Annotated in this window: 17 protein-coding genes; 11 read left to right on the top strand and 6 right to left on the bottom strand. The window is 72.9% G+C overall.

Features of this window, described 5'->3' with window-relative positions:
* Positions 1–52 precede the first annotated feature (52 nt).
* Complete coding sequence (locus ACH4UK_RS31240; RefSeq protein ID WP_398361698.1) at positions 53–580, top strand: GNAT family N-acetyltransferase; 528 nt, start codon at positions 53–55, stop codon at positions 578–580.
* Between the two features lie 13 nt (positions 581–593).
* Here the strand turns inward: ACH4UK_RS31240 and ACH4UK_RS31235 are convergent, their stop codons facing one another.
* The 3 genes from ACH4UK_RS31235 to ACH4UK_RS31225 form a co-directional block, all read right to left on the bottom strand.
* The gene (locus ACH4UK_RS31235) at positions 594–1628 is read right to left on the bottom strand and encodes a FecCD family ABC transporter permease (protein ID WP_398361696.1); all 1035 of its coding nucleotides are present in this window, start codon (positions 1626–1628) and stop codon (positions 594–596) included.
* A complete protein-coding gene (locus ACH4UK_RS31230; RefSeq protein WP_398361695.1) occupies positions 1625–2683 on the bottom strand; it encodes an iron chelate uptake ABC transporter family permease subunit in 1059 nt (352 codons plus the stop codon). Before ACH4UK_RS31230 ends, ACH4UK_RS31235 begins: the two co-directional genes overlap by 4 nt.
* A gap of 88 nt (positions 2684–2771) precedes the next feature.
* Positions 2772–3518, bottom strand: coding sequence for a helix-turn-helix domain-containing protein (locus tag ACH4UK_RS31225; RefSeq protein ID WP_398361693.1), 747 nt, complete (start codon positions 3516–3518; stop codon positions 2772–2774).
* Positions 3519–3655: 137 nt separating this feature from the next.
* Here ACH4UK_RS31225 and ACH4UK_RS31220 point away from each other — a divergent pair, with 137 nt between their 5' ends.
* Both ACH4UK_RS31220 and ACH4UK_RS31215 read left to right on the top strand, forming a co-directional pair.
* Entirely contained in the window at positions 3656–4642 is a 987-nt protein-coding gene (locus ACH4UK_RS31220) for an ABC transporter substrate-binding protein (protein WP_398361691.1), read from the top strand.
* The gene (locus tag ACH4UK_RS31215; protein ID WP_398361689.1) at positions 4642–6411 is read left to right on the top strand and encodes a siderophore-interacting protein; all 1770 of its coding nucleotides are present in this window, start codon (positions 4642–4644) and stop codon (positions 6409–6411) included. Before ACH4UK_RS31220 ends, ACH4UK_RS31215 begins: the two co-directional genes overlap by 1 nt.
* A gap of 47 nt (positions 6412–6458) precedes the next feature.
* Here ACH4UK_RS31215 and ACH4UK_RS31210 read toward each other — a convergent pair whose 3' ends face one another.
* Both ACH4UK_RS31210 and ACH4UK_RS31205 read right to left on the bottom strand, forming a co-directional pair.
* Positions 6459–8690 carry a PQQ-binding-like beta-propeller repeat protein gene (locus tag ACH4UK_RS31210; RefSeq protein ID WP_398361687.1) on the bottom strand — a complete coding sequence of 744 codons (2232 nt, stop codon included), beginning with the start codon at positions 8688–8690 and terminating at the stop codon, positions 6459–6461.
* 207 nt (positions 8691–8897) lie between these two features.
* Complete coding sequence (locus tag ACH4UK_RS31205) at positions 8898–9968, bottom strand: LacI family DNA-binding transcriptional regulator (protein ID WP_398361685.1); 1071 nt, start codon at positions 9966–9968, stop codon at positions 8898–8900.
* Between the two features lie 269 nt (positions 9969–10237).
* On the opposite strand from ACH4UK_RS31205, the gene ACH4UK_RS31200 reads away from it, so the two are divergent.
* The 6 genes from ACH4UK_RS31200 to ACH4UK_RS31175 all read left to right on the top strand — a co-directional run bounded on the left by ACH4UK_RS31200 (position 10238) and on the right by ACH4UK_RS31175 (position 17064).
* On the top strand, positions 10238–11602 hold the full coding sequence (locus ACH4UK_RS31200) for an extracellular solute-binding protein (protein WP_398361683.1): 1365 nt from the start codon (positions 10238–10240) through the stop codon (positions 11600–11602).
* A gap of 22 nt (positions 11603–11624) precedes the next feature.
* Positions 11625–12563: a carbohydrate ABC transporter permease gene (locus ACH4UK_RS31195; protein ID WP_398361681.1), complete on the top strand. Its 939-nt coding sequence runs from the start codon at positions 11625–11627 to the stop codon at positions 12561–12563.
* Positions 12564–12565: 2 nt separating this feature from the next.
* Positions 12566–13465 carry a carbohydrate ABC transporter permease gene (locus ACH4UK_RS31190; RefSeq protein WP_398361679.1) on the top strand — a complete coding sequence of 300 codons (900 nt, stop codon included), beginning with the start codon at positions 12566–12568 and terminating at the stop codon, positions 13463–13465.
* A 64-nt stretch (positions 13466–13529) separates the two neighbouring features.
* Positions 13530–15368: a glycoside hydrolase family 2 protein gene (locus ACH4UK_RS31185; RefSeq protein WP_398361678.1), complete on the top strand. Its 1839-nt coding sequence runs from the start codon at positions 13530–13532 to the stop codon at positions 15366–15368.
* Positions 15369–15424: 56 nt separating this feature from the next.
* On the top strand, positions 15425–15838 hold the full coding sequence (locus ACH4UK_RS31180; RefSeq protein WP_398361676.1) for a GNAT family N-acetyltransferase: 414 nt from the start codon (positions 15425–15427) through the stop codon (positions 15836–15838).
* Between the two features lie 107 nt (positions 15839–15945).
* The gene (locus ACH4UK_RS31175) at positions 15946–17064 is read left to right on the top strand and encodes a BTAD domain-containing putative transcriptional regulator (protein WP_398361674.1); all 1119 of its coding nucleotides are present in this window, start codon (positions 15946–15948) and stop codon (positions 17062–17064) included.
* On the opposite strand, the gene ACH4UK_RS31170 is transcribed toward ACH4UK_RS31175, so the two are convergent.
* Positions 17065–17739 carry a cutinase family protein gene (locus ACH4UK_RS31170; protein ID WP_398361672.1) on the bottom strand — a complete coding sequence of 225 codons (675 nt, stop codon included), beginning with the start codon at positions 17737–17739 and terminating at the stop codon, positions 17065–17067. It lies immediately after the preceding gene.
* A gap of 311 nt (positions 17740–18050) precedes the next feature.
* Here ACH4UK_RS31170 and ACH4UK_RS31165 point away from each other — a divergent pair, with 311 nt between their 5' ends.
* On the top strand, positions 18051–18860 hold the full coding sequence (locus tag ACH4UK_RS31165; RefSeq protein ID WP_398361670.1) for a serine/threonine protein kinase: 810 nt from the start codon (positions 18051–18053) through the stop codon (positions 18858–18860).
* Complete coding sequence (locus ACH4UK_RS31160) at positions 18857–20275, top strand: serine/threonine-protein kinase (protein WP_398361668.1); 1419 nt, start codon at positions 18857–18859, stop codon at positions 20273–20275. The genes ACH4UK_RS31165 and ACH4UK_RS31160 overlap by 4 nt, the downstream gene beginning before the upstream one ends.
* Positions 20276–20412: the final 137 nt, after the last annotated feature.

The following is a 20412-nucleotide window of genomic DNA, read 5'->3' as shown; positions in this document are numbered from 1 at the left end:
CCTCGCGTAGGTTGGCCGTTCCCATCCGACGCACCGCGACGAGGACCGGCCCATGCCCAGCAGCACCAGGATCCGCCTGATCGAGCCCACCGACGCCGCCCCGATCGCCGCGCACCGGGTGCGGGACGCCGAGGCCTTCCGGCCGTGGGAACCGGCCCAGCCGGCCGACTACTTCACCCCGGAAGGCCAGGCGGAGCGCATCGGGGGCCTCCTGGCCGGATACCGGGCCGGCATGGTCTGGCCGGGCGTGGTGCTAGCCGGCGACCAGGTGATCGGACAGGTCACCGTCGGAGGCATCCTGCCGCAGCCGCACCTGCGCCGGGGCTCCGTCGGCTACTGGATCGCCTCCGTCGCCCAGAACCAGGGGCACGCCGGGAGCGCCGTCGGGCTCGCGCTCCGGGTGATGACGGACGAACTCGGCCTGCACCGCGCCGAGGCCTCCACCAACCTGGAGAACCTGCCGTCGCAACGGGTGCTGCGCCGCAACGGGTTCACCCCGTACGGCGTCGCGCACGCCGCGATCCTCCTCGACGGGGACTGGCGGGACGGGCTGCTGTGGGAGCGGATCCTGCAACCCTGACCGGATCCAGGCCCTAGCGTGCCCGGCGGGACTCCCGCACCAGCAGCACCAGCAGATACGCCCCGCCGACGCACACGGTGACCGCGCCGGTCGGCAGGATCACACCGTCCAGCGCGTGCTGCGCCGCGATGTCGGCGCCGAGCAGCAGGAGCGCGCCGACAAGGGCCGCACCGGCGAGGTCGACGGAGGCGCCACGGCCGGTGAGACGGCGGGCGATCTGCGGTGCGGCCAGCGCGACGAAGGCGATGGGGCCCGCCGCGGCGGTCACCGCGGCGGTCGCGGTCACACCGAGAACGACCAGCAGCAGCTTGGTGCGCTCCACGGGCACTCCCAGCATCGTCGCCGTGTCGTCGCCCAGTTCGAGCCTGCGCATCCGGCGTTGCGCCACCGGGGCCGCCGCCGCGACCCCCGCCATCAGGACGGCGGCCATCAGCACGGCGGGCAGGCCGATGCCGCTCAGTGAGCCGGCGCCCCACACCGCGGCCCTGAGCGCGGTGTCCACATCGGCCTTCACCGAGAACCACGTGTTGACCGAGGACAGCAGCGCACCGACCGCGATCCCCACGATGATGAGCCGGAAGCCCCGCACACCCCGCCGGAACGCGAGCAGATAGACGACGAGGGCGGTGACGAGTCCGCCGGCGAGCGCGCCCGCGGCGAGCGCCGGATAACTGCTCGCCCCGGCGAGCAGCGTGACGACGACACCGGTGTACGAGCCGGTGGTGAAGCCGATGACGTCGGGGCTGCCGAGAGGATTGCGGGTCAGGGACTGGAAGATCGCGCCGCCGACGGCGAGGGCGGCCCCGAACAGGACGGCCGCGGCGATGCGCGGCGCCCGCCACTCCAGGACGACCGTGCGGACGTTGTTCCCGGCCGTGCCCGACAGGACGGCGGTCAGGTCGCCGAGGCTCAGCGGATAGCTGCCGAGCGTGAACGCCCACAGCGCCAGCGCGACCAGCACGACCCCCAGCAGCCCGCACACGAGGACCGCGCGTCGCGTCGCTCGCAGGCTCAAGGGCCCCGCTCTGAGGACGAACACCCCGCTCACAGCTCCCTCACCCGGCTTCCGCGGACCAGCAGGATCAGCACGGGCGCGCCGATCAGCGGCATCATGACGCCGACCGGCAGCTCGGCGGGGATCACGATCAGACGGCCCAGGACGTCGGCGACCAGCACGATCGCCGGAGCCAGGACAGCGGAACAGACCAGGATCCAGCGCCAGTCGGGCCCCGTCACCCAGCGCACGGCGTGCGGCACCATGAGGCCGACGAACATCAACGGGCCCGCCGCGGCCGTCGCCGAACCGCACAGCAGGGCCACCGCGATCACCACGCCGCACCGGGTCGCGCCGACCCGCAGCCCGACGGCCCGCCCCGCGTCGTCGCCGAGGGCGATGGCGTTGAGCGGGCGCGCACAGCAGGCGGCGGCCAGCAGGCCGGCCAGGACGAAGGGCACGATGTCACCTGCGGTGCCCGTCGGGCGGTCGGTGATGGTGCCCGCTCCCCAGAACCTCATACGGTCGAAGGTCTCCGTGTCGATCAGGGCGAGGGTCTGGGAGATGCCGGAGAGCACCGCCGTGAAGGCGACCCCGACGAGGGTGAGCCGCACCGGCGAGGGCCCGCCCCGCCCGCCGCTCGCGGCGAGGTAGACCACCGCCGAACCGGCGACGGCTCCGACGAAGGCGAAGGGCAGGTACTGCTCGATGCGCGTGACGCCGAAGGCGGCCACGCCCAGGGTGACGGCGAAACCCGCACCGGCGTTGACGCCGAGGACACCCGGGTCGGCGAGCGGGTTGCGGGTGAGCGCCTGCATGAGCGCTCCCGCCACGCCCAGGGACACACCGACGACGATGCCGAGCAGCGTGCGGTCCACGCGGGCGCCGCTGATCGTGGCGTGCGAGGCGGATCCGTCGGGAGCGGTCAGCGCCTGCCACACCACGTCGGGCGGCAGCATCGCCGAGCCGATCGCGACGCTGAGCAGCACGGCCGACAGGAGCGTGAGGACGGCGACGGCCAGGCCGAGGAGCCGTCGCGTCCTGCGACGCGACGCCACCGACGGCGCGGTCGGTGGCGGCGCGGTCGTCGTCGCGAGCGCCTGTGGCATCGAACCTCCCTGAGCGACCAGCCACCCGGAGCGCCCGAAGTGCCGTGCGTGATCGACGTACCTGAACTGCTTGAGCTGCCCGCGTCCTTCAGCGGCCGCCGAGCGCCGCCACCGCGTCCGTGGTGAGCGCGCTCACGGGCACTCCGGACTCGCGGCTGAGCGCGCGCAGCAGTCCGGCCCGGGTCGCGTAGCCGGCCGCCCTGGCCGCCGCCGTCAGTTCACCCCCGCCGCGGAGGTGTTCGACGGCGGCGTTCATCCTGGCCCGGTTGCGCCAGCGTGTGAAGGGCAGTCCGGTCTCGTCGAGGAAGACCCGCTGCACCTGGCGGGGGCTCATCCGGTGCTGTGCGGCGAGCCTCTCCAGCGTCACGGAGGAGGTGCGCAGGGCCTCGCGGGCGAGTGCGCGCACCGCAGGATGGACGGGCAGCACGACCGGGAAGAACGGCCGGGAGATGCCCCTCAGCACCCGTCCCAACGCCTGCCGGAACGGCTGGACCTGATCCGGCGTGCTCGGCGCCGCGCCGAGTGTGGTGGTCATGACCTCGACGATCGCGGGGACTGCTCCGAGTGGCTGCACACGGCATCGTGGCTGGTCACCGGGGTTGAGGAAGGGGCCGAGCGCCATGCCGCCCGGCTCGATGCGCAGTGCGTGCGGCACGCGGGGAGCGAGCCAGAGCGCCTCGTGCCGGCCGAGCCGCCACTCCTGGCCGTCGGCGGACAGGCGGGCGTTGCCGGTCACCACGTAGACGAGGTGCGGCTCGTCGTGGACGTGTGTGTCGTGTCCGAGGAATCGGATGGCGTTCTCGGCGACCACGGTGCCGAGGGATGTCACCGGCAAGCGTGCCTCCCGTTGTGCGATGCGTCGTGTCCGTCACTGGCGATGTCGTACGCGGATCGACGCAGCGGAACCAGCGAGGTTAGCCTCACCTTACCAACAGCTCGGATCTGCGAGCGTGCCCAGTCACATGAGGTCCCATGTCTGCTCCTGCCCGCCTTCTCGCCTTCGCGCTCGTCGCCGCGCTGGCCCTCACCGGCTGCTCGGCCTCCGAGGCGTCGGACGACGGGGACCAAGCGTCCGCCGCGAAGACCCGTACCGTCACGACCGACTACGGCACGGTGAAGGTGCCGGCCGAGCCGAAGCGGGTGGTCGTGCTCAACCACGCCCTCGCCGGTTACCTCTACGACCTCGACGTGCCGGTGCGGGCCACGATCCCCGAGGACGCCGACGGCAGGGGCGCGTTCTCGCCGTACTGGGAGAAGGAGGCGAAGGAGGACGGCACCACGTTCCTGCCGTGGAGTGTCGACGGCTTCGATCTGGAGGCGATCCTCGCGCTCGATCCCGACCTCATCGTCGGCGGAGGCATCGGCTTCCCGCTGTTCCAGGCGGAGAAGGTGTACGACGACCTCTCCGACATCGCTCCCACCGTGCTCGTGGGCAAGAAGCTCGGCGACTGGCGCACCCAGTTCTCCTTCCTCGCCGACGACGTGTTCGGCAGGGCCGACGTCTACGAGCGGCACCTGGCCGCCTACGACCGGCGGATCACCGAGGTGAAGGAGGCGATCACCCCGCCGGCCGGCCCCGTGTCCTTCCTCGCCCTCACCGGCGACGGCACCGCCTACGGCCTGGTGGAGAGCGTGGGCCTGCCCAACGAGTTGAAGAAGGTCGGCATCGAACCGGCGCCGGTCTTCGCGAAGGGCGGTTTCCCGGTGTACGGGCAGGGCGGTGACATGTTCGAGCTGTCGACCGAGAAGGTCGGCCAGACGATCACCCAGCCGTCCGTGTTCGTCATGGGGTTCAACGCCGACACGACCGACGTCGCCACCCTGAAGAAGAACCCCGTCTACGGCGCGCTGCCCGCCTTCAAGGCGGACAACGCCCATGACCTGCCGTACTGGGTGCTGCGCGGCGACTACGACGAGTCGATGGCTCTGCTCGACCTCATCGAGAAGAAGTTCTCCTGATGGCCGCCCAGCGCGCGTACACGACCCACCCGCTCGTCCTGCGCCGGGTCACCGTGCGCCGCGTCGAGGAGGTGACCGCCCGGATGCGGCGCATCGTCCTCGGCGGCGACGACCTCGCCGCGTTCAGCCGCGACGGAACCGATCATCCGGCCTTCGCCGCGCCCGGGTTCGACGACCACGTCAAGCTGATCCTGGCCGCGGACGGGGACGTCCACGCGGCGCTCCCCGCCCAGTTGCCGCACGGCATCGAGTGGACGCCGGCCGAACACCGGCTGACCCGCGACTACACGCCCCGGCGGGTGGACCTGCGGGCGGGAGAGCTCCACCTCGACTTCGTGGTGCACGGCGAGGGGCCCGCGGAGGCCTGGTCCGCGTCGGCCCGGGAGGGCGACGAACTGTGGTTCGTCGGGCCCAAGTCGTCGCTGCGGCTGCCGGATCGGCTCGACTGGATCCTCCTCGTCGGGGACGAGACGGCACTGCCCGCCATCGGCCGCTTCCTCGACGAACGCCCGCTCGACGCCCCGGCGTGGGTCCTGGTGACCGTCTCGGACGACGCGGCACGCCAGGAGCTGGCGCTGCGCGACGGCGACACGGTCACCTGGGTGGTCGCGGAGCCGGGGGACGCGGCGGCACTGGACGCAGCCGTCCGCGCGGTGCCGGTGCCGGCGGGTGAGGGATACGTCTGGGCGGCGGCGGAGAGCCGGGCGCTGCTACCGGTGCGCCGGTATCTCCGGCGGGAGCGGAAGCTCCCCAAGGAGCGCCTGAACATCACGGGTTACTGGCACCGCGAGGAGGCCCCCGCGCCGGACGCGGTGGGCACGGCCGACGCCGCCCCGGGCCCTGCCGGGATCCCGTCGCCGCTGCCCTGGCTGGTCGCACGGGCCGCGTTGCGGCTCGGCGTCGTCGACGCGGTGGCCGACGCGCCGGGACTGACCCCCGGCGCACTCGCGGCCCGCCTGGGCGTCTCCGGCCCGGGGATCGACGTACTGCTTCCGCTGCTCGCCGCGTACGGCGTGGTCGTCGGCGCCGACGACGCGGCCGGGCTGCGCCTCGGCCCGGCGGGCGAGGAGCTCCTGGACGACCACGAGCGCGAGGAGTACACGGGCCACGAGGCCGAGTTGCTGCTCGCCCTGACCCATCTCGCGCCCGCGCTCCGCGACGGCATCTCCTCCCCCTGGCAGCTCGCCGCGGGCGCCACCCTGCACGAAACGGTCACCCACGACGCGGACCGCTACGGCGAACTGGTCCAGGAGTGCGAGCAGTTGGTGTTCCTGCTGACCGGTCTGACGGCCGATCCCCTCTGGGCGGACGTCGGGAGCTGCCTCCTGACCGGGCCGGGCAGCGCCTCGGTGGTCGCCGCTCTCGACGACGCCGGACGGCGGCCGCGACTGCGGATCGTGGAGGACGCCACCCCGGCCGCGGTCCTGCGCGGACACGTTCCGGCGCCGGAGCGCGTCGACTGGACGGCCGGTCCCGTCGACGTCGCGGTCGCCGCGAAGGCCCTCGCCCACCGCACCGATCAGGAGGCCGTACTGCTCCTGACGCGGCTCGCCGGGTGGACCCGGACGGCGGTCCTCGTCGAGGCCTCCCGTCCCGACGGCCTGAGCCCGCACGCGGCCGAGGCGGCCCTGCACGCGTACGCCGCGACCGGCAGCCCCCTGCGCGACTCCGCGGCCGTCGCCGCCCTCGCGCAGCGGGCGGGCTGGGACGTGGAGCGGACCATCGCGCTCGGCTGGGGCGCGGAGGCCACGGTCCTGCGCCGGGCCTGAAGCGCCCGCGCCCCGCGGGGGAGGGGGCGGGCGGGAAGCCGCCGGGGTCAGCCCGACCTCGGCGGCTTCCGCGCGTCGAAGGCGACGAGGGTGTTCTCGGCCACGGCGACGAACACCGCACGCCCCACGACGGTCACGCGCGGGCTCGCGCCCTGCTCGCCGGTCAGCGCGTCGGCCTGCGGATCCGTGGTCCACAGAGGTGTGCCATCGTACGACGACAGCGCAACCACCCGGCCGGTGGCCGAGCTGAAGTACAGCGCGTCGGCCCCCGCCACGGGACCCGACGCGCCCTCCACGCCCGTCTGCCGCGACCACTTCTTCCGGCCGGTCGCGGGGTCGAGCGCGGTGACCAGACCGGCCTGTCCGCTCACGTAGACGGTGCCGCCCGCCATGCCGGGCGTCCCCGCGTAGGTCCTGTCGAGCCGGGAGTACGCGACCTTCCGCGTCGAAGGGTCGACCCGCGCCACCCCGTCGTACCCCGTCGACGCTGTTCCCTCGAGGTGTTTCGAGAGGAGGACGAGACTGCCGTCGGCGACGCCCATCGGCACGACGGGCCCCTTGACCGCGATGGGCCCGCCCAGCGCCCCGGAGGCGACGTCGAGCGTGTGCAGGGTGGGGTGGCGCACCTCCGAGGCGTCCACCTCCGCGTCCGTCGCGCACATCGCGAAGAGCTGGGGGCCCGCCGTGACGGGAGCGCACTGTTCGCCTCCGGGGAAGGGCGTCGTCCAGTCGACCTCGCCGCCGTGCGCGTCCCGGGCCTCGAACCGGGAGTTGGCGGCGTCGACCGTCACCACGGCGGAACCGGCCACGACGGCGTCCTGGGTCCGGCCGGTGACGGCCGTCGACTGGGCTCCGGAGGGGACGGACCACAGCTCACGGCCGGTGTCCGCGTCGACGGCCACCACCTCGCTGGAAGGGCCCTGCGGGGCGTCCTGGGCCGCGAAGCGGTAACCGAGCACCGTGTCGTCGGTGGCGCCCACCAGGTGCATGCCCTGGACGGGGACGCCCGGACTCTTCACCGTCCAGACCCGCGATCCGTCCAGGGCGCTGATACGGGTCGCGACGACACCGCCGCCCCCGCAGAACAGCGCGTCGCCGCGCGCGACGCACCGCAGCTCGTCGGGGATGTCCTCGCGACCGCCCCGCACGGTCGTGCGCCACGGCTCGAAGCCGTCCGGAAGGGCCGCGGCCGGAGCCGCGACGCTGTGGCCCTTGTCGCCGCCGCCGCTCCCTCCGGAGCCGCCCGCCGTCAGGCCGGCCACTCCCCCGCCGATCGCCGCCACCGCGACGGCGGCCGCGAGCACGGGCCGCCATCGGCGACGCAGCCGGCGACCGATCGGGATGCCGGTGCTCCCCGGGCCGGGACCGTCCGGGGCGGGCCGCGCCGGGGTGGACCCCGTCGCGAGGTGATGCTGGGTGACCATGTCGCGGGTGCGGCCCGCGCCCACCCCGTCGGCGTCGGTCCCGCCGAGTTCGACCGGCAGGTCCCGCAACAGCACGAGCAGCTCGTCCGCCGAGGGGCGGCCCTCGGGCTCCTTGTCCAGGCACGACTCGACGACCGCCCGCAGCGCCGCCGGCACGGCGCCCAACGACGGCTCCTCGTGCACGACCTGATACGCCGTCATGTACGGACTGTCCGCGTCGAAGGGCCCGTGTCCCGTCGACGCGTACACCAGCAGCGTCCCGAGCGAGAAGACGTCGGACAGCGGTCCCACCCCACGCGGGGCCTGCAACTGCTCCGGCGACATGAAGGGCGGCGTGCCGATGACCCTCCCGGTCATCGTCAGCGTCTGCTGGTCCACGGCGCGCGAAATGCCGAAGTCGATGACCCGTGGGCCCTCGGGCGAGAGCACGACGTTCGAGGGCTTGAGGTCGCGGTGGACGACGCCCACCCGGTGGATGTCGCGCAGCGCCTCCGCAAGACCGATGGCCAGGCTTCTCAGCTCCGCCCCGTTCAGCGGGCCCTTCGCGGCGATGTGCTGGGCGAGGGTGTCTCCCTCGATATAGGTCGTCGCCATCCACGGCTGCTCGGCCTCGGGAGCGGCGTCGACCACGGCGGCGGTGAACGCACCGCTCACCCGCCTGGCGGCCGCCACCTCCTGCCGGAAGCGGATGCGGAACTCGTCGTCCCCCGCGAACTGCTGGTGGATCAGTTTGATCGCGACAGGTCGCCCCGAACTCGCACGGGCCAGATAGACCGTGCCCATGCCGCCCGCGCCGAGCCGCGCCTCGAGTGGATAGCCGCCGATCTCGGCTGGGTCACCTGCGCGCAGCGACACTCTTCCCGACCTCCCCGTCCCGTGCGCCTCTGTCACCACGGGCCTGCTCGTCCGTCCTGCACACAAACTAGCCGCACGGCAGTGCGACAGGGCAATGCGGGTGACGAAACGGGAGCTCAGGGCTGCTTGCGCGGGGGCCGGGAGCGGGGTGCCGGGAGCGGGGCACGGAGTGCCGGGCGGGGGTGCCGGGCGCGGAGTGCCGGGCGCTCACCACACCCCGTCGCGCCCCGCCGATCCCTCGGTGCTCTCGCGCAGGACGAGCCGGTGGGCCACGACGCGGTCCTGCGGGCGCGCCGAGCCGGGGCGGGCCGCGCCGTCCGGCCGGGGGTCCGGGCACGTCGCCTCGTCGATGCGGCGCAGCAGCAGGTCCACCGCGACGCGGGCCACCGCCTCCTTGTCGGGGGCGACCGTGCTCAGCGACGGCACGCTGAACCGGCCGCCCTCCACATCGTCGAAGCCGATGACGGCCACGTCCTCGGGGATCCGTGCCCCGTAGGCGTGCAGCGCCCGCAACGCCCCCAGCGCGAGCTGGTCGTTGAGGCACAGCAGGGCGTCCGGCCGGACGCCGTCGGCCAGGGCGCGGCGCACGGCGTCCGCCCCGTCGCTCATGTGGAACGCCTCCACCGGCGCCAGGGCGGCCGGCGCGTACGCGAGGCCCGCCCCGGCGAGCGCGGCGCGGAAACCGCGGGTGCGCGCCTGCGCGGTGCCGACGCCCTCGTCGTGCCGCCCGCCGACGGTGAGGATGTGCCGGCGCCCCTGGGCGATCAGGTGCTCGGTGGCCTCGCGGGCCGCGCGTTCGTTGTCGATCGCCACATGGTCGGCGCCGTCGGTCAGCAGCTCGCCCAGCAGGACGGTCGGCGGGGGTCCGGCGTGCGCGCGCAGGTCCTCCGGCGCGAGGGCCAGCGGGCTGAGGATGACCCCGTCCACGAAGTCCGAGCCGAAGCCGGCCAGCGCCGCCCTCTCCCGCTCCCGGTCCCCGCCGGACTGGTGGATCAGCACGGTCAGGGAGCGCGTCTCGGCCGCCCGGACGACGTGCCGGGCCAGCTCGGCGAAGTAGGGCACGTCGAGCTCCGGAACGACCAGGGCGATGATGCCCGTGCGTCCGCTGCGCAGGTGGCGGCCGGCGAGGTTGATGCGGTAGCCGAGGTGCTCGATCGACTCCTGCACCAGCTGCCGGGTCCGGTCGGAGACGTGGATGTAGTCGTTGAGCACGTTGGACACCGTCTTCTCCGACACCCCCGCGTGCCGTGCGACGTCCTTGATCCTCGGCCGTGCCATCCGCAACCTCCCCGCCCCTGAACGCACCGAGTCTATGGGTTGGCCTCCGCCGGGTCCGGGGCGGCTCCGGAGTGCCGGGTCGGGGAGCGCATCCGGCGCACAGGTGCTGACACAACTCTTTACAGCCAATGTACATCGATGTAAAAACAGGTCATCGCACGGGGAGACCCGGTGCGAATCACCCCGATGTGCACGGGCGGCCGACGGCTGTCGTGCCGATGGCGCCTGCCGTCGGCCGGGCACGTCGTCCGGCCGTCGAAAGGTCAGTGATGAACCCTGCTCCCCCTGCCCACGGGCCGCTCGGCTCCTGGGACCCCGACCCGTCGCCCGGCATCGGCCGCCGGCGACTGCTGCGTTACGGGACAGGAGCGGCGGCGCTGCTGGCCGCGGGCCCGCTCGCCGGCTGCGCCTCACCGGCCGGCGGAGCCTCCGCGCTGAAGGTGTGGGACCTGTTCCAGGGCGGCGACGGCATGCTCATGGACGAGATGATCGCGGCCGTGTCCCGGGGGCCCGACGGTTTCCGCGTGGACCGCACCATCCTGGACTGGGGCCCGTCGTACTACACGAAGCTCGCCATGTCCGCGGCCGGCGGCCGGGCCTCGGACGTGGCCGTCCTGCACCTGTCACGCCTGGCCGGATATGCCCCCGGCGGACTGCTCGACCCCTTCGACCTGGACCTGCTGGCCGAGTTCGGCGTGACGGAGAAGGACTTCGCGCCCGCCGTGTGGAAACGCGCCCAGCACCAGGGCACCGCCTACGCGATCCCGCTGGACGTCCACCCCTTCATCGTCTTCTACGACAAGGACGCGGCCGGAGCGGCAGGGCTCCTCGACGCGGACGGCGGCCTGGCCCCGATGGGCTCACCCGAAGCGTTCCTGGACGCCGGGAAGGAGCTGGCCAAGGCCACGGGCGCCTCCGGCATCCTCTTCGGGCACGTCACCGACACCGCCCAGAGCTGGCGTCAGTTCGCCGCGCTGTACGCCCAGACCGGCGCCTCCTTCACGCTGCCCGACGGCGGCCCGCCGAAGATCGACGTCGAGGCCGCGGTGCAGGTCGTGACCTTCATGAAGCAGCTCTTCGACGGCCGTACGAACCCCAACAACCTCGACTACAACGGGGCGATGGCCGCGTTCATGGACGGCCGCGGCGGCATGATCATGGCCGGGGAGTGGGAGCTGCCGACGTTCCGGAAGTCCGGCATCAAGAACCTGGGGGCGGCCCCCTTCCCGCAGGTCTTCGACCGGCCGGCCGTCTACGCCGACTCGCACAGCTTCGTCCTTCCGCACCAGAGCGACCCCGACCCGGCCCGCCGCCGCGAGGCCCACCGGTATGTGGCCGAGGTCATCAAGCAGAGCCTGACCTGGGCGAGCGCCGGGCACATCCCGGCCTACCAGCCGGTGCAGGCACGCCCCGAGTACACGAAGCTCGACCCCCAGTCCTCCTACGCGGCCGCGGGCGAGATCGCCGTTCTCGACCCGCCGAACTGGTTCGCCGGAGCCGGCGGCAACTTCCAGAACCGCATGTGCCAGCCGCTCCAGTCGGCGCTGCTGGGCAACACCTCCGCCGAGAAGGCGGTACGGCAGATGGTCCGGGAAGCGGACACCCTGCTGCGCCAGCCCAACCCGGTCGCCTGACGACAGCCGAAGGAGCCGCATCGTGACCACCACCGCACCCGCCGGAGCCACGGCGAAACCCCATCCGCACCCCTCCGAACCCGTGCCCGCCCCCCGGCGGCGCCGCTCCCTCACGGGAGGCGGCGGGCTGTTCGTCCTGCCGTTCCTGGTGTTCTTCGGGCTCTTCCTGGTCTGGCCCATCGTGCAGGGCATGTGGATGAGCCTCACCGACGCCTCGCTCACCCTGCGCGACACCGAGTTCGTCGGGCTCGCCAACTACGCCGAGGCGTTCGGCGACCCGGACGTCTGGAGCAGCCTCGGCAACACCGTCTTCTTCACCCTGATCTCCAGCGTGCCGCTCGTCCTGGTGGCCCTGGCCATGGCCCTGCTGGTGCACAGCGGGCTCGCCGGCCAATGGGCGTGGCGCCTCGCCTACTTCGCCCCGTACCTGCTGCCCGTCACGGTGGTCACGCTCATCTGGACGTGGCTCTACCAGCCCGACATCGGCTTCGGCAACCAACTGCTGACGTCCCTCGGCCTGGAACCCGTCGGCTGGCTCTCCGACGAGTCGGTGGCGATGTGGTCCGTCGCGGCCCTCACCGTCTGGTGGACGGTCGGCTTCAACTTCCTGCTCTACCTCGCGGCCCTGCAGTCCCTGCCCGTCACCTACGACGAGGCCGCCGCCCTCGACGGGGCCGGCGCGTGGCGGCGGCTCTGGTCGGTCACGCTCCCCCAGCTGCGGCAGACCACCGTCCTGGTGGCGATGCTCCAGGTGCTCGCCTCGCTCAAGGTGTTCGACCAGATCTACATCCTCACCAAGGGCGGCCCCAACGGCTCGACCCGCCCGATCCTGGAGTACGTCTACGACGTCGGGTTCACCGGATACCGGCTGGGCTACGCCTCGGCGGTCAGTTACGTCTTCTTCGCGATCATCATCCTCGTCTCCGTCGCACAGCTCCGCTTCTTCCGTCAGGAGGGCTGACCGTGTCCGCCGTCTCCACCCCCGCCCGCCGGCCGCGCCGGCCCCGCCGCGAGGAATCCGGGTCCCCTCTGCTGCTCGGCCACGGACGGCTCCCCCGCGCGCTCGCCGGGACCGCGCTGACCGTCCTCGCCGCCGTCTGGCTGCTGCCGTTCCTCTGGGCGGTCGCGACCTCGCTGCAGAGCGAGCAGGACGTGATGAAGTCGGGGCTGTCGCCGTTCAAGGGAGCCTTCACGCTCTCCGCCTACCAGCAGATCCTGGACCGTGGAAACGTTCCGACCTGGGCCTTCAACAGTCTGCTGATCGCCGCCCTGGTCACCGCGCTCACCGTGGCCGTCTCGACGCTCGCCGCCTACGGGTTCTCCCGCGGCACCTTCCGCGGACGGCGCGCCCTCCTCGCCGTCACGGTCGCCGCGATCATGGTCCCGCCGCAGTTGCTCATCGTCCCGCTCTTCGAGCAGATGACGATGTTCCATCTGGTCGACACCTACGCGGCCGTCATCCTGCCGCAGGTCGTGGCCCCGATGATGGTCTTCATCCTCAAGCGCTTCTTCGACGGGATCCCCCGCGAACTGGAGGACGCCGCCCGCATCGACGGCGCTTCCGAACTCCGGGTCTTCCGGTCGATCGTGCTTCCGCTGTCCCGCCCGATCGTCTCGGCCGTCGCGATCTTCGTCTTCATCGGGGCGTGGAACAACTTCATGTGGCCCTTCGTCGTCACCAACGACCCCGACCTCATGACCCTCCCGGTGGGTCTCGCCACGGTCAAGGACGCCTACGGGATCCAGTACGCCCAGGGCATGGCGTCCGCCCTGCTCGCGGCGCTCCCGCTGATCGTGATGTTCCTCCTCTTCCAGCGGCGCATCGTCAACTCCGTGGCCACCACCGGCCTCGGCGGCAGCTGACCCGCCCCTCCCCTGTCCGGGCCGGCGTCCCGCCGGCCACTCCCACCATCCGACTGGAGCTCTCGTGCCCACCCCCTCCGTCCCCCGTCCGGAGTACCCGCGACCGCAGTTCGTCCGTCGCGACTGGCTCAACCTCAACGGGACCTGGCAGTTCGAGACCGACCAGGGCGACAGCGGCCTCGAACGAGGACTCCTGGACCGCGACCTCACCGGCGAGATCCTCGTACCGTTCGCCCCCGAGTCCGAGCTGTCCGGCGTCGGCGACACCGACTTCCTCGAAGCCGTCTGGTACCGGCGGCGGTTCACACCGCCCACCGCGTGGGCGGGCCGCCGGGTGCTGCTGCACTTCGGGGCCGTCGACCACGACACCACCGTCTGGGTGGACGGCACCGAGGCGGTCCGTCACCGGGGCGGCTTCACCCCCTTCACCGCCGATCTCGGCGACCTCGCCGCGGCCGGCCGGGAGGTGGAGATCACCGTCCGCGCCCGCGACCCGAAGTCCGGCCCGCAGGCCCGGGGCAAGCAGGCGACCCAGTACGCCAACCACGACTGCAACTACACGCGCACGACCGGCATCTGGCAGACCGTCTGGGCCGAGCCCGTCCCCGAGGCCCATCTGCGCCGCCCCCGCATCACCCCCGACCTGGCCGGCGCGGCCTTCTCCCTCGAACTGCCCCTGTCCTCCAACCGCCCCGGCCACCGCGTGCGCGCCGTCCTGAGCGACGAGGCGGGCGAGGTCTGCCGCGCCGAGGTGCGCGCCGACCTGGACCTGGCCCCCCGGCTCCAGCTGGCCCTCCCGGAGGACCGGCGCCGCGAGTGGAGCCCGGAGGACCCCTTCCTCTACGGGCTGCGGATCGAACTCCTCGACGCGGCCGGCGAGGCGGTCGACACCGTCGAGAGCTACGCGGGCCTGCGCGCCGTCGGGATCCGGGGCAGGACCGTCCTGCTCAACGGCCGCCCCCGCTTCCAGCGCCTCGTCCTCGACCAGGGCTGGTACCCGGACGGCCTGATGACCGCCCCCTCCGACGAGGCCCTGGTCCGGGACATCGAACTGGCCCTGGAGGCCGGCTTCAACGGGGCCCGGCTGCACCAGAAGGTCTTCGAGGAGCGCTTCCTCTACCACGCGGACCGGCTCGGCTATCTGGTCTGGGGCGAGTTCGGCGACTGGGGCTGCGAGGTCGGCGGGTCCTCGGGCGACAACCAGCGCCCCGACGCCTCGTTCGTCGCACAGTGGCTCGAAGCCGTGGAGCGTGACTACTCGCACCCCTCGATCATCGGCTGGTGCCCGCTGAACGAGACCTACCAGAAGCTGCACGACCGCATCACGCAGCTCGACGACGTGACCCGGGCGATGTTCCTCGCCACCAAGGCCATGGACACCTCCCGCCCGGTGGTCGACGCCTCCGGCTACTCCCACCGGGTCCTGGAGACCGACGTCTACGACTCCCACTCCTACGAGCAGGATCCGGCCGCCTTCCGGCAGCTCGTGTCCGGACTCGCCAAGGACGAGCCCTTCGTGAACGCGTACGAGAACGGCGCCGCGTACTCCCAGCCGTACCGCGGCCAGCCGTACTTCGTCAGCGAGTTCGGCGGGATCTGGTGGGACCCGGAGGCCGCCGCCGAGCAGTCCGGCACGGACCGTACGGCCTCCTGGGGCTACGGCGACCGGGTGCGCACCGAGGAGGAGTTCCACACGCGCTTCGCCGGCCTGACCGGCGTGCTGCTGGAAGACCCGGAGATGTTCGGCTACTGCTACACGCAGCTGACCGACGTGTTCCAGGAGGAGAACGGCGTCTACCGCTTCGACCGGAGCACCAAGCTGGACATCGGCCGCATCCGGGAGGCCCAGCTGCGGCCCGCCGCGATCGAGGGGACGGACGCGGACGAAGAGCAGGCGCCCTGACCGGAGGGGACAGGGCGACGAGGGACCGGGGGACCGGGGAGGACTGACGGAAGGGCATGGTTGGTCCTTTCCTGTCCCCCTCTGGAGCTCTCCGAATATGCCGCTTCCCCGCCCGGTACTCCGGCGCCAGCGACGATCACGTCGCGTCGCACTTCCGCGCGGGGCGCCTGCACTGCCTGGAGGTGGGCGGGGACCTGGCAGGGCTGCTGATCACCGAGGGCTCCACCATCGATCTGCTGATGGTGGACGTGGACCGTCAACGCCAGGGCCTGGGAAGGGTGCTCCTGTCGCAGGCCGAGCGGCTGCTCTTCGCCGAGTACCGGGAGATCCGCCTGGAGACCTTCACCGGCAACGTCACGGCCGTCGCGTTCTACGAGGCCTGCGGCTGGACGGCGTCGGGGCCGCTGGAATCCGACGGGCCCGACAGGATCGAGTTCCGGCGGCGCCGGGAGCAGCCCGGCACCGCATAGAGCTGCCCTGTCACTCCGGATCGTTCCGGATGCCCTGCCCGGCACTCCCCCATTAGCTTGTCGACGGCGCCCGCAAGACCGACCCGTCAGGAGCCCGGGGAGCTGCGATGCCGACGACCGTCACCACCGACCGACCCCCTGCCACCGTCGACCGCCCCCCTTCGCCGGCCACCGCGCTGCGGCACCAGGAGCGCCAGGTCCTCTCGGCGGTCGGCTGCGGCCTCGGGGACGACGAGATCGCCGCCGCGCTCGCCGTCCCCGAGCACACCGTGGCCGAGCACCTCGCGCGGATTCTGGTGAAGCTCGGGCTGCGCGACCGGGCCGCCGCCATCGTCCACGCCTTCGACTGCGGTCTGGTGGCCCCCGGCCGCGGCCCCCGCGCGCGGCCGGTGCGACCGGCTTCCCGCACCGTCGCCGTACGGACGACGGGGCCGGCGTCGAAGGTGCGGATCTCCCTGCTCGGGCCGTTGCAGGCGTGGCGGGACGGGCGTCCCCTCCCGCTGGGGCATCTGCGCCAGCAGGCCGTCCTGGCGGCCCTGGCGCTGGGCCTGGACAGACCCCTCGGCCAGCGGGAACTGCTCGACGACGTATGGGGGATGGAGCCGCCGGTCGCGAACGTGGTGCCCGTCTACGTCTACCGGCTGCGCAAGGCCCTGTGCGCCGGGGGCGGTCCGTCCCCGGTCATCGAGCGCGGGCCCCGGGGGTACCGGCTGGCCCCCGGCGCGGTCGATGTGGACGTGACCCGGATGGAGGAGCTGGTCGCCGGGATCGGGGAGGCCGACCGGGCGGGCGATCCGCCGGAGGCGGTCCGCCGCTGCGCCCAGGTGCTGGAGCTGTTTCGCGGAGAGCCCCTGGCCGGGCTGCCGGGGCCGCTCGCGGAACGGGAGCGGCTGCGGCTCACCGAGCGCCGAGTCGCCCTCGTACAGCGGAAGTTGGAGTGGCAGCTGCGGCTCGGCCAGGATGCCGAGGCGATCGCCGAGCTGTTCGCCCTGTCGGCGGCGCACCCCCTCAACGAGCCGCTGGCCGCGATGCTGATGCGGGCGCTGTACCGGGACGGACGCCAGGCCGACGCACTGACGGTGTTCGAGCGCGCCCGCCGCCTTCTCGCCGACGACCTCGGGGTTCCCCCGAGCGGGATGCTGCGGCGGGCGCACCAGATGATTCTGCGCGGTGACGAGGCGGGCCTCGGGCTCAGCTCTCCGGCCGGGTCCGCCACCGTCCTTTGATCACCAGGAGGCGGGGTGCCAAGCGCCGTTGTACCACTGCTCGTTGGAGCTGTTGTTGTGGTGATCCATGTTGAAGTCGTTCGGGTAGTTGTTGATGTGGTTGTGCGGGTACGTCCAGATGCCGGCGGACTCGTCGCAGACGTAGTCCCAGTGACAGATCGTCTTGACGGGTACGTTCCCGAAGAACTTGTCGGCGCCGGCCAGCGGAGCGCCGACAATGCCGCCGAACGGCACCGCTCCCCCGTTGGCGCCGGGACCACCCTGCCGCTTGGGGTCCGAGATCAGAACGGCGTTGACCTTGTCGAAGGTCTGCCAGTTCTCGGTGACCCAGGTGTGCACGACCGCGGCGCCCAGGGAGTATCCGCCCATCTTGACGTGCTGGTTCGGACACGCGGCACGCTGGTCGCGCACCAGCCGGTTCAGCTCGTTGACGCCTGCGCGGGCGCTCGCGCCGTTGGGAATCGTGGTGGGGTACCCGACGTGCTGCTGGATGTTGCCGGTGAAGCCGTCTCTGTCCCACGAGCTTCCGGTGCCGCCGACGACGATCGTGTAGGTGCCCTCGCACGAAGCGGCTGCCCCCGCCGCCGCCGCTTGCGCCGTGGACGCCTGTGTCACCGAGAGCCCCGCCGTCAGCAGAAGCCCGGCCACGCCGGCCGCCATCTTCTTCGCTCGCATGTCGATCCTCCGTCTGTCGTCTGCCTACGCCGCACGACCCTGGCAGGCACCGATGACATGCCGATGAAACGCGCCGGGGGAAGCCCCGTTCGTTCGGTGGGCCATCGGCAGGGACGCGGCCCGCACCGCGGTCGCGGCGGGCCGGTCCTCTCGCCGCGGTGACTTACCCCACTGCACCCCGGCCAGAACGGGGCATCCATGGCATCGGTCGACGGATTCCGGCTAGGTGGCCGAAGTACACCGGTGAACTCCCCCGGGAGATGCGTATCGTTCCGCTGGTCCGACCGGCGACAAAGAGGACGGGGGGAGCGGTGAGCGGCGTAGTCGTCCATCTGCCGCGGGGAAGCGGTGGCGCCGCCGGCGGCGCACCGCACGGTGACACGGTGACGTTACGGCTGGGGCCCGGCGAGGCCGCCCGCTTCGGCCGGGGCTCCACGGCCGTCCCCGTCGAGCTGCGCCTGGACGATCCGGCGATCTCCCGGCTCGCCGGGGAGATCCGGGTCACCGACGACCACTGGCAGTTGACGAACCACAGCACCACCCACAGCTACCTCGTGGAGAACCCGGAGGGAGCGGGGGAATACCTGCGGGTGCCTCCGCGACGGGTGGGGGCGCCCATCCCGTTCGAGTTCTCGCGCGTCGTGCTGCCGACCCGCGGTGACATCACGGTCTCCTTCCAGGTGTTCGCTCCCGACCATCTCTATCTGGACCCGGACGCGCTGGGCGGTCCCTGGGGGAACAGCACGGTCACCGCGTACTCCCTGAACGAGACGGCCACGTACTTCCTCGTCCTGGTCGCGCTCTGCGAACCGCGTCTGCGCGACCAGTCGCGGGTGGCGGTCCCCACCACGCCCCAGATCGTCGACCGGCTCCGTGGGCACCTAGCCGGTGGCGAGCTGACCGCCCGTGCGGTCAGCTCGCACATCGACTACCTCGCCGAGGAGAAGCTGCGCATCGGCGGCCCGGACGCCCACGAGCCGGGCAAGGGCGACCGCCGCAACGGCAAGCGGAAGGAGGTCGTGGGGCTGGCCCTGCGGTTCGGGCTCGTACGGGAGGAGCATCTCGCACTGCTGCCGCCGCCGACCGGGGCCGGCGGGCGGGAGCGGCAGGCCGCACGATGAGACCGCCGCACGGCCCGCAGGACCTCACGGACGACGACGGCGCGGACCTGCTGCCGCCCGGCTACCGGGTCGGGGACTGGGTGGTCACCCGTCCGATCGGCTCCGGGGGCTGGTCCACGGTGTACGCGGCACGACCGGCCGGCGGCCGCCAGGACCGCACCGGCGGGGCCGCCGCGGCCCCGGGCCCGGCCGAGGTCGCGCTCAAGATCATGCCGACCGCCGGTCTCGCGCCGCGCCAGGCGCGCAGGATCGTGGAGTCCGCCCGCCGCGAGGTCGCACTCGGGCGCGGGGCCGGGCACCCGAGGCTGATCGGCCTCCTGAAGTCCTTCGTCCTCACCGCGCCCGACCGCCCTGCCCTGGAGGGCGCGATCGTCCTGGTCATGGAGCGGGCCGTCGGCAGTCTGCGGGAACTGGTCGACGCGGGGGTGCCCGAGACCGATCGGGGCCGGCTGATCGCGGGCATCTGCGAGGGGCTCGCCCATCTCCACCGGTCGGGCTGGGTCCACGCGGATCTCAAACCGGAGAACGTCCTGCTGGGCCGGGACCGGTCCGTGAAGCTCTCGGACTTCGGCCTCGCCACCGAGCTGACGGGGACCCACGGCCATGTGCCTCCCCTGGGCACCCTGGACTACTTCCCGCCCGAACGCTGGCGGGCCCCGCTGGGCGAACGGGGCGTGCGGGTCCGGCCGACCGCGGACATCTGGGCGCTGGGCATCGTCATCCACGAGGTGTTCGCGTCCGGCGGCTCGCCGTTTCCCGGGGCCACGCCCATCGCTCGCGGCGCCGCGGTCCAGGAGTACGGCCGGGGCCGTACGCCGCTGCGCATGGACCGGGCCGTGCCGCCGTTCTGGCGCGAGCTGGCCGCCGACTGCCTCGCCCCGACCCATGAGGCCCGCGCCCCCCACACCGCGGAGAGTCTGCTGGCCCGTATCGCCGCTCACCGGGAGACCGCCGAGGGGCGGGCGGGACGGCGGGGCATGCGGGCCCGCGCGGCCGTCCTGGCCACCGCCCTGTGCGGGATCGCCGGTGCGACGCTGGGTTCGGACGCGGTACGGGGGTCCTCCCCCGCGACGCCCGGCCGCGCGGGCGCCACGTCGCCCGGCACGGTCCAGGTGTACAACGCGGAGCGGGACTGCCGGGGCCGGGCCGACCGGGACCCGCGGTGCAGCCTGGGGCTGGCGATCGATCCCGTGCGGCCCTACACCGCGGAGAACGTCGTACCGACCCGGGTGTGGCACGGCGACGTCCTCACCGCCGACTGCCAGGTGCCCGACGGGGAGACCATCATCGACGAGGAGGACCGCCGCTCCACCCACTGGTTCCGCGTCCGCCTCCCGCCCGGCGCCACGGCCCGCACGGCCTGGCTCCCCGCGGTCCGTGCGAAGGAACGCCCGGGACTGCCGGAGTGCTTCTAGCTCTTCCGGTGCCTCCGGGGGTTCCGCGAGTTCCGGGGCTTTCGGGCAAGACAGTTGGGCGGCAGCCTCCCCGGAGCGGTCGCACAGTCCGAGGCTCAAGGACTTCCGTCACCGTGCTCGTCGCACCCCGGCTCTTC

Origin of the sequence: Streptomyces sp. NPDC020884 (genome assembly GCF_044333935.1) — a bacterium.
In the GTDB taxonomy this organism is placed as follows: Bacteria; Actinomycetota; Actinomycetes; order Streptomycetales; family Streptomycetaceae; genus Streptomyces.
This window is presented reverse-complemented; position numbering and strand designations above follow the sequence as displayed.

Bases quoted from the DNA above. Each gene is read 5' to 3' on its own strand.
- ACH4UK_RS31240 (WP_398361698.1), top strand. From the start codon at position 53: ATGCCCAGCAGCACCAGGATCCGCCTGATCGAGCCCACCGACGCCGCC.
- ACH4UK_RS31215 (WP_398361689.1), top strand. From the start codon at position 4,642: ATGGCCGCCCAGCGCGCGTACACGACCCACCCGCTCGTCCTGCGCCGG.
- ACH4UK_RS31160 (WP_398361668.1), top strand. From the start codon at position 18,857: ATGAGACCGCCGCACGGCCCGCAGGACCTCACGGACGACGACGGCGCG.
- ACH4UK_RS31220 (WP_398361691.1), top strand. From the start codon at position 3,656: ATGTCTGCTCCTGCCCGCCTTCTCGCCTTCGCGCTCGTCGCCGCGCTG.
- ACH4UK_RS31170 (WP_398361672.1), bottom strand. From the start codon at position 17,739: ATGCGAGCGAAGAAGATGGCGGCCGGCGTGGCCGGGCTTCTGCTGACG.
- ACH4UK_RS31205 (WP_398361685.1), bottom strand. From the start codon at position 9,968: ATGGCACGGCCGAGGATCAAGGACGTCGCACGGCACGCGGGGGTGTCG.
- ACH4UK_RS31175 (WP_398361674.1), top strand. From the start codon at position 15,946: ATGCCGACGACCGTCACCACCGACCGACCCCCTGCCACCGTCGACCGC.
- ACH4UK_RS31200 (WP_398361683.1), top strand. From the start codon at position 10,238: ATGAACCCTGCTCCCCCTGCCCACGGGCCGCTCGGCTCCTGGGACCCC.
- ACH4UK_RS31180 (WP_398361676.1), top strand. From the start codon at position 15,425: ATGGTTGGTCCTTTCCTGTCCCCCTCTGGAGCTCTCCGAATATGCCGC.
- ACH4UK_RS31230 (WP_398361695.1), bottom strand. From the start codon at position 2,683: ATGCCACAGGCGCTCGCGACGACGACCGCGCCGCCACCGACCGCGCCG.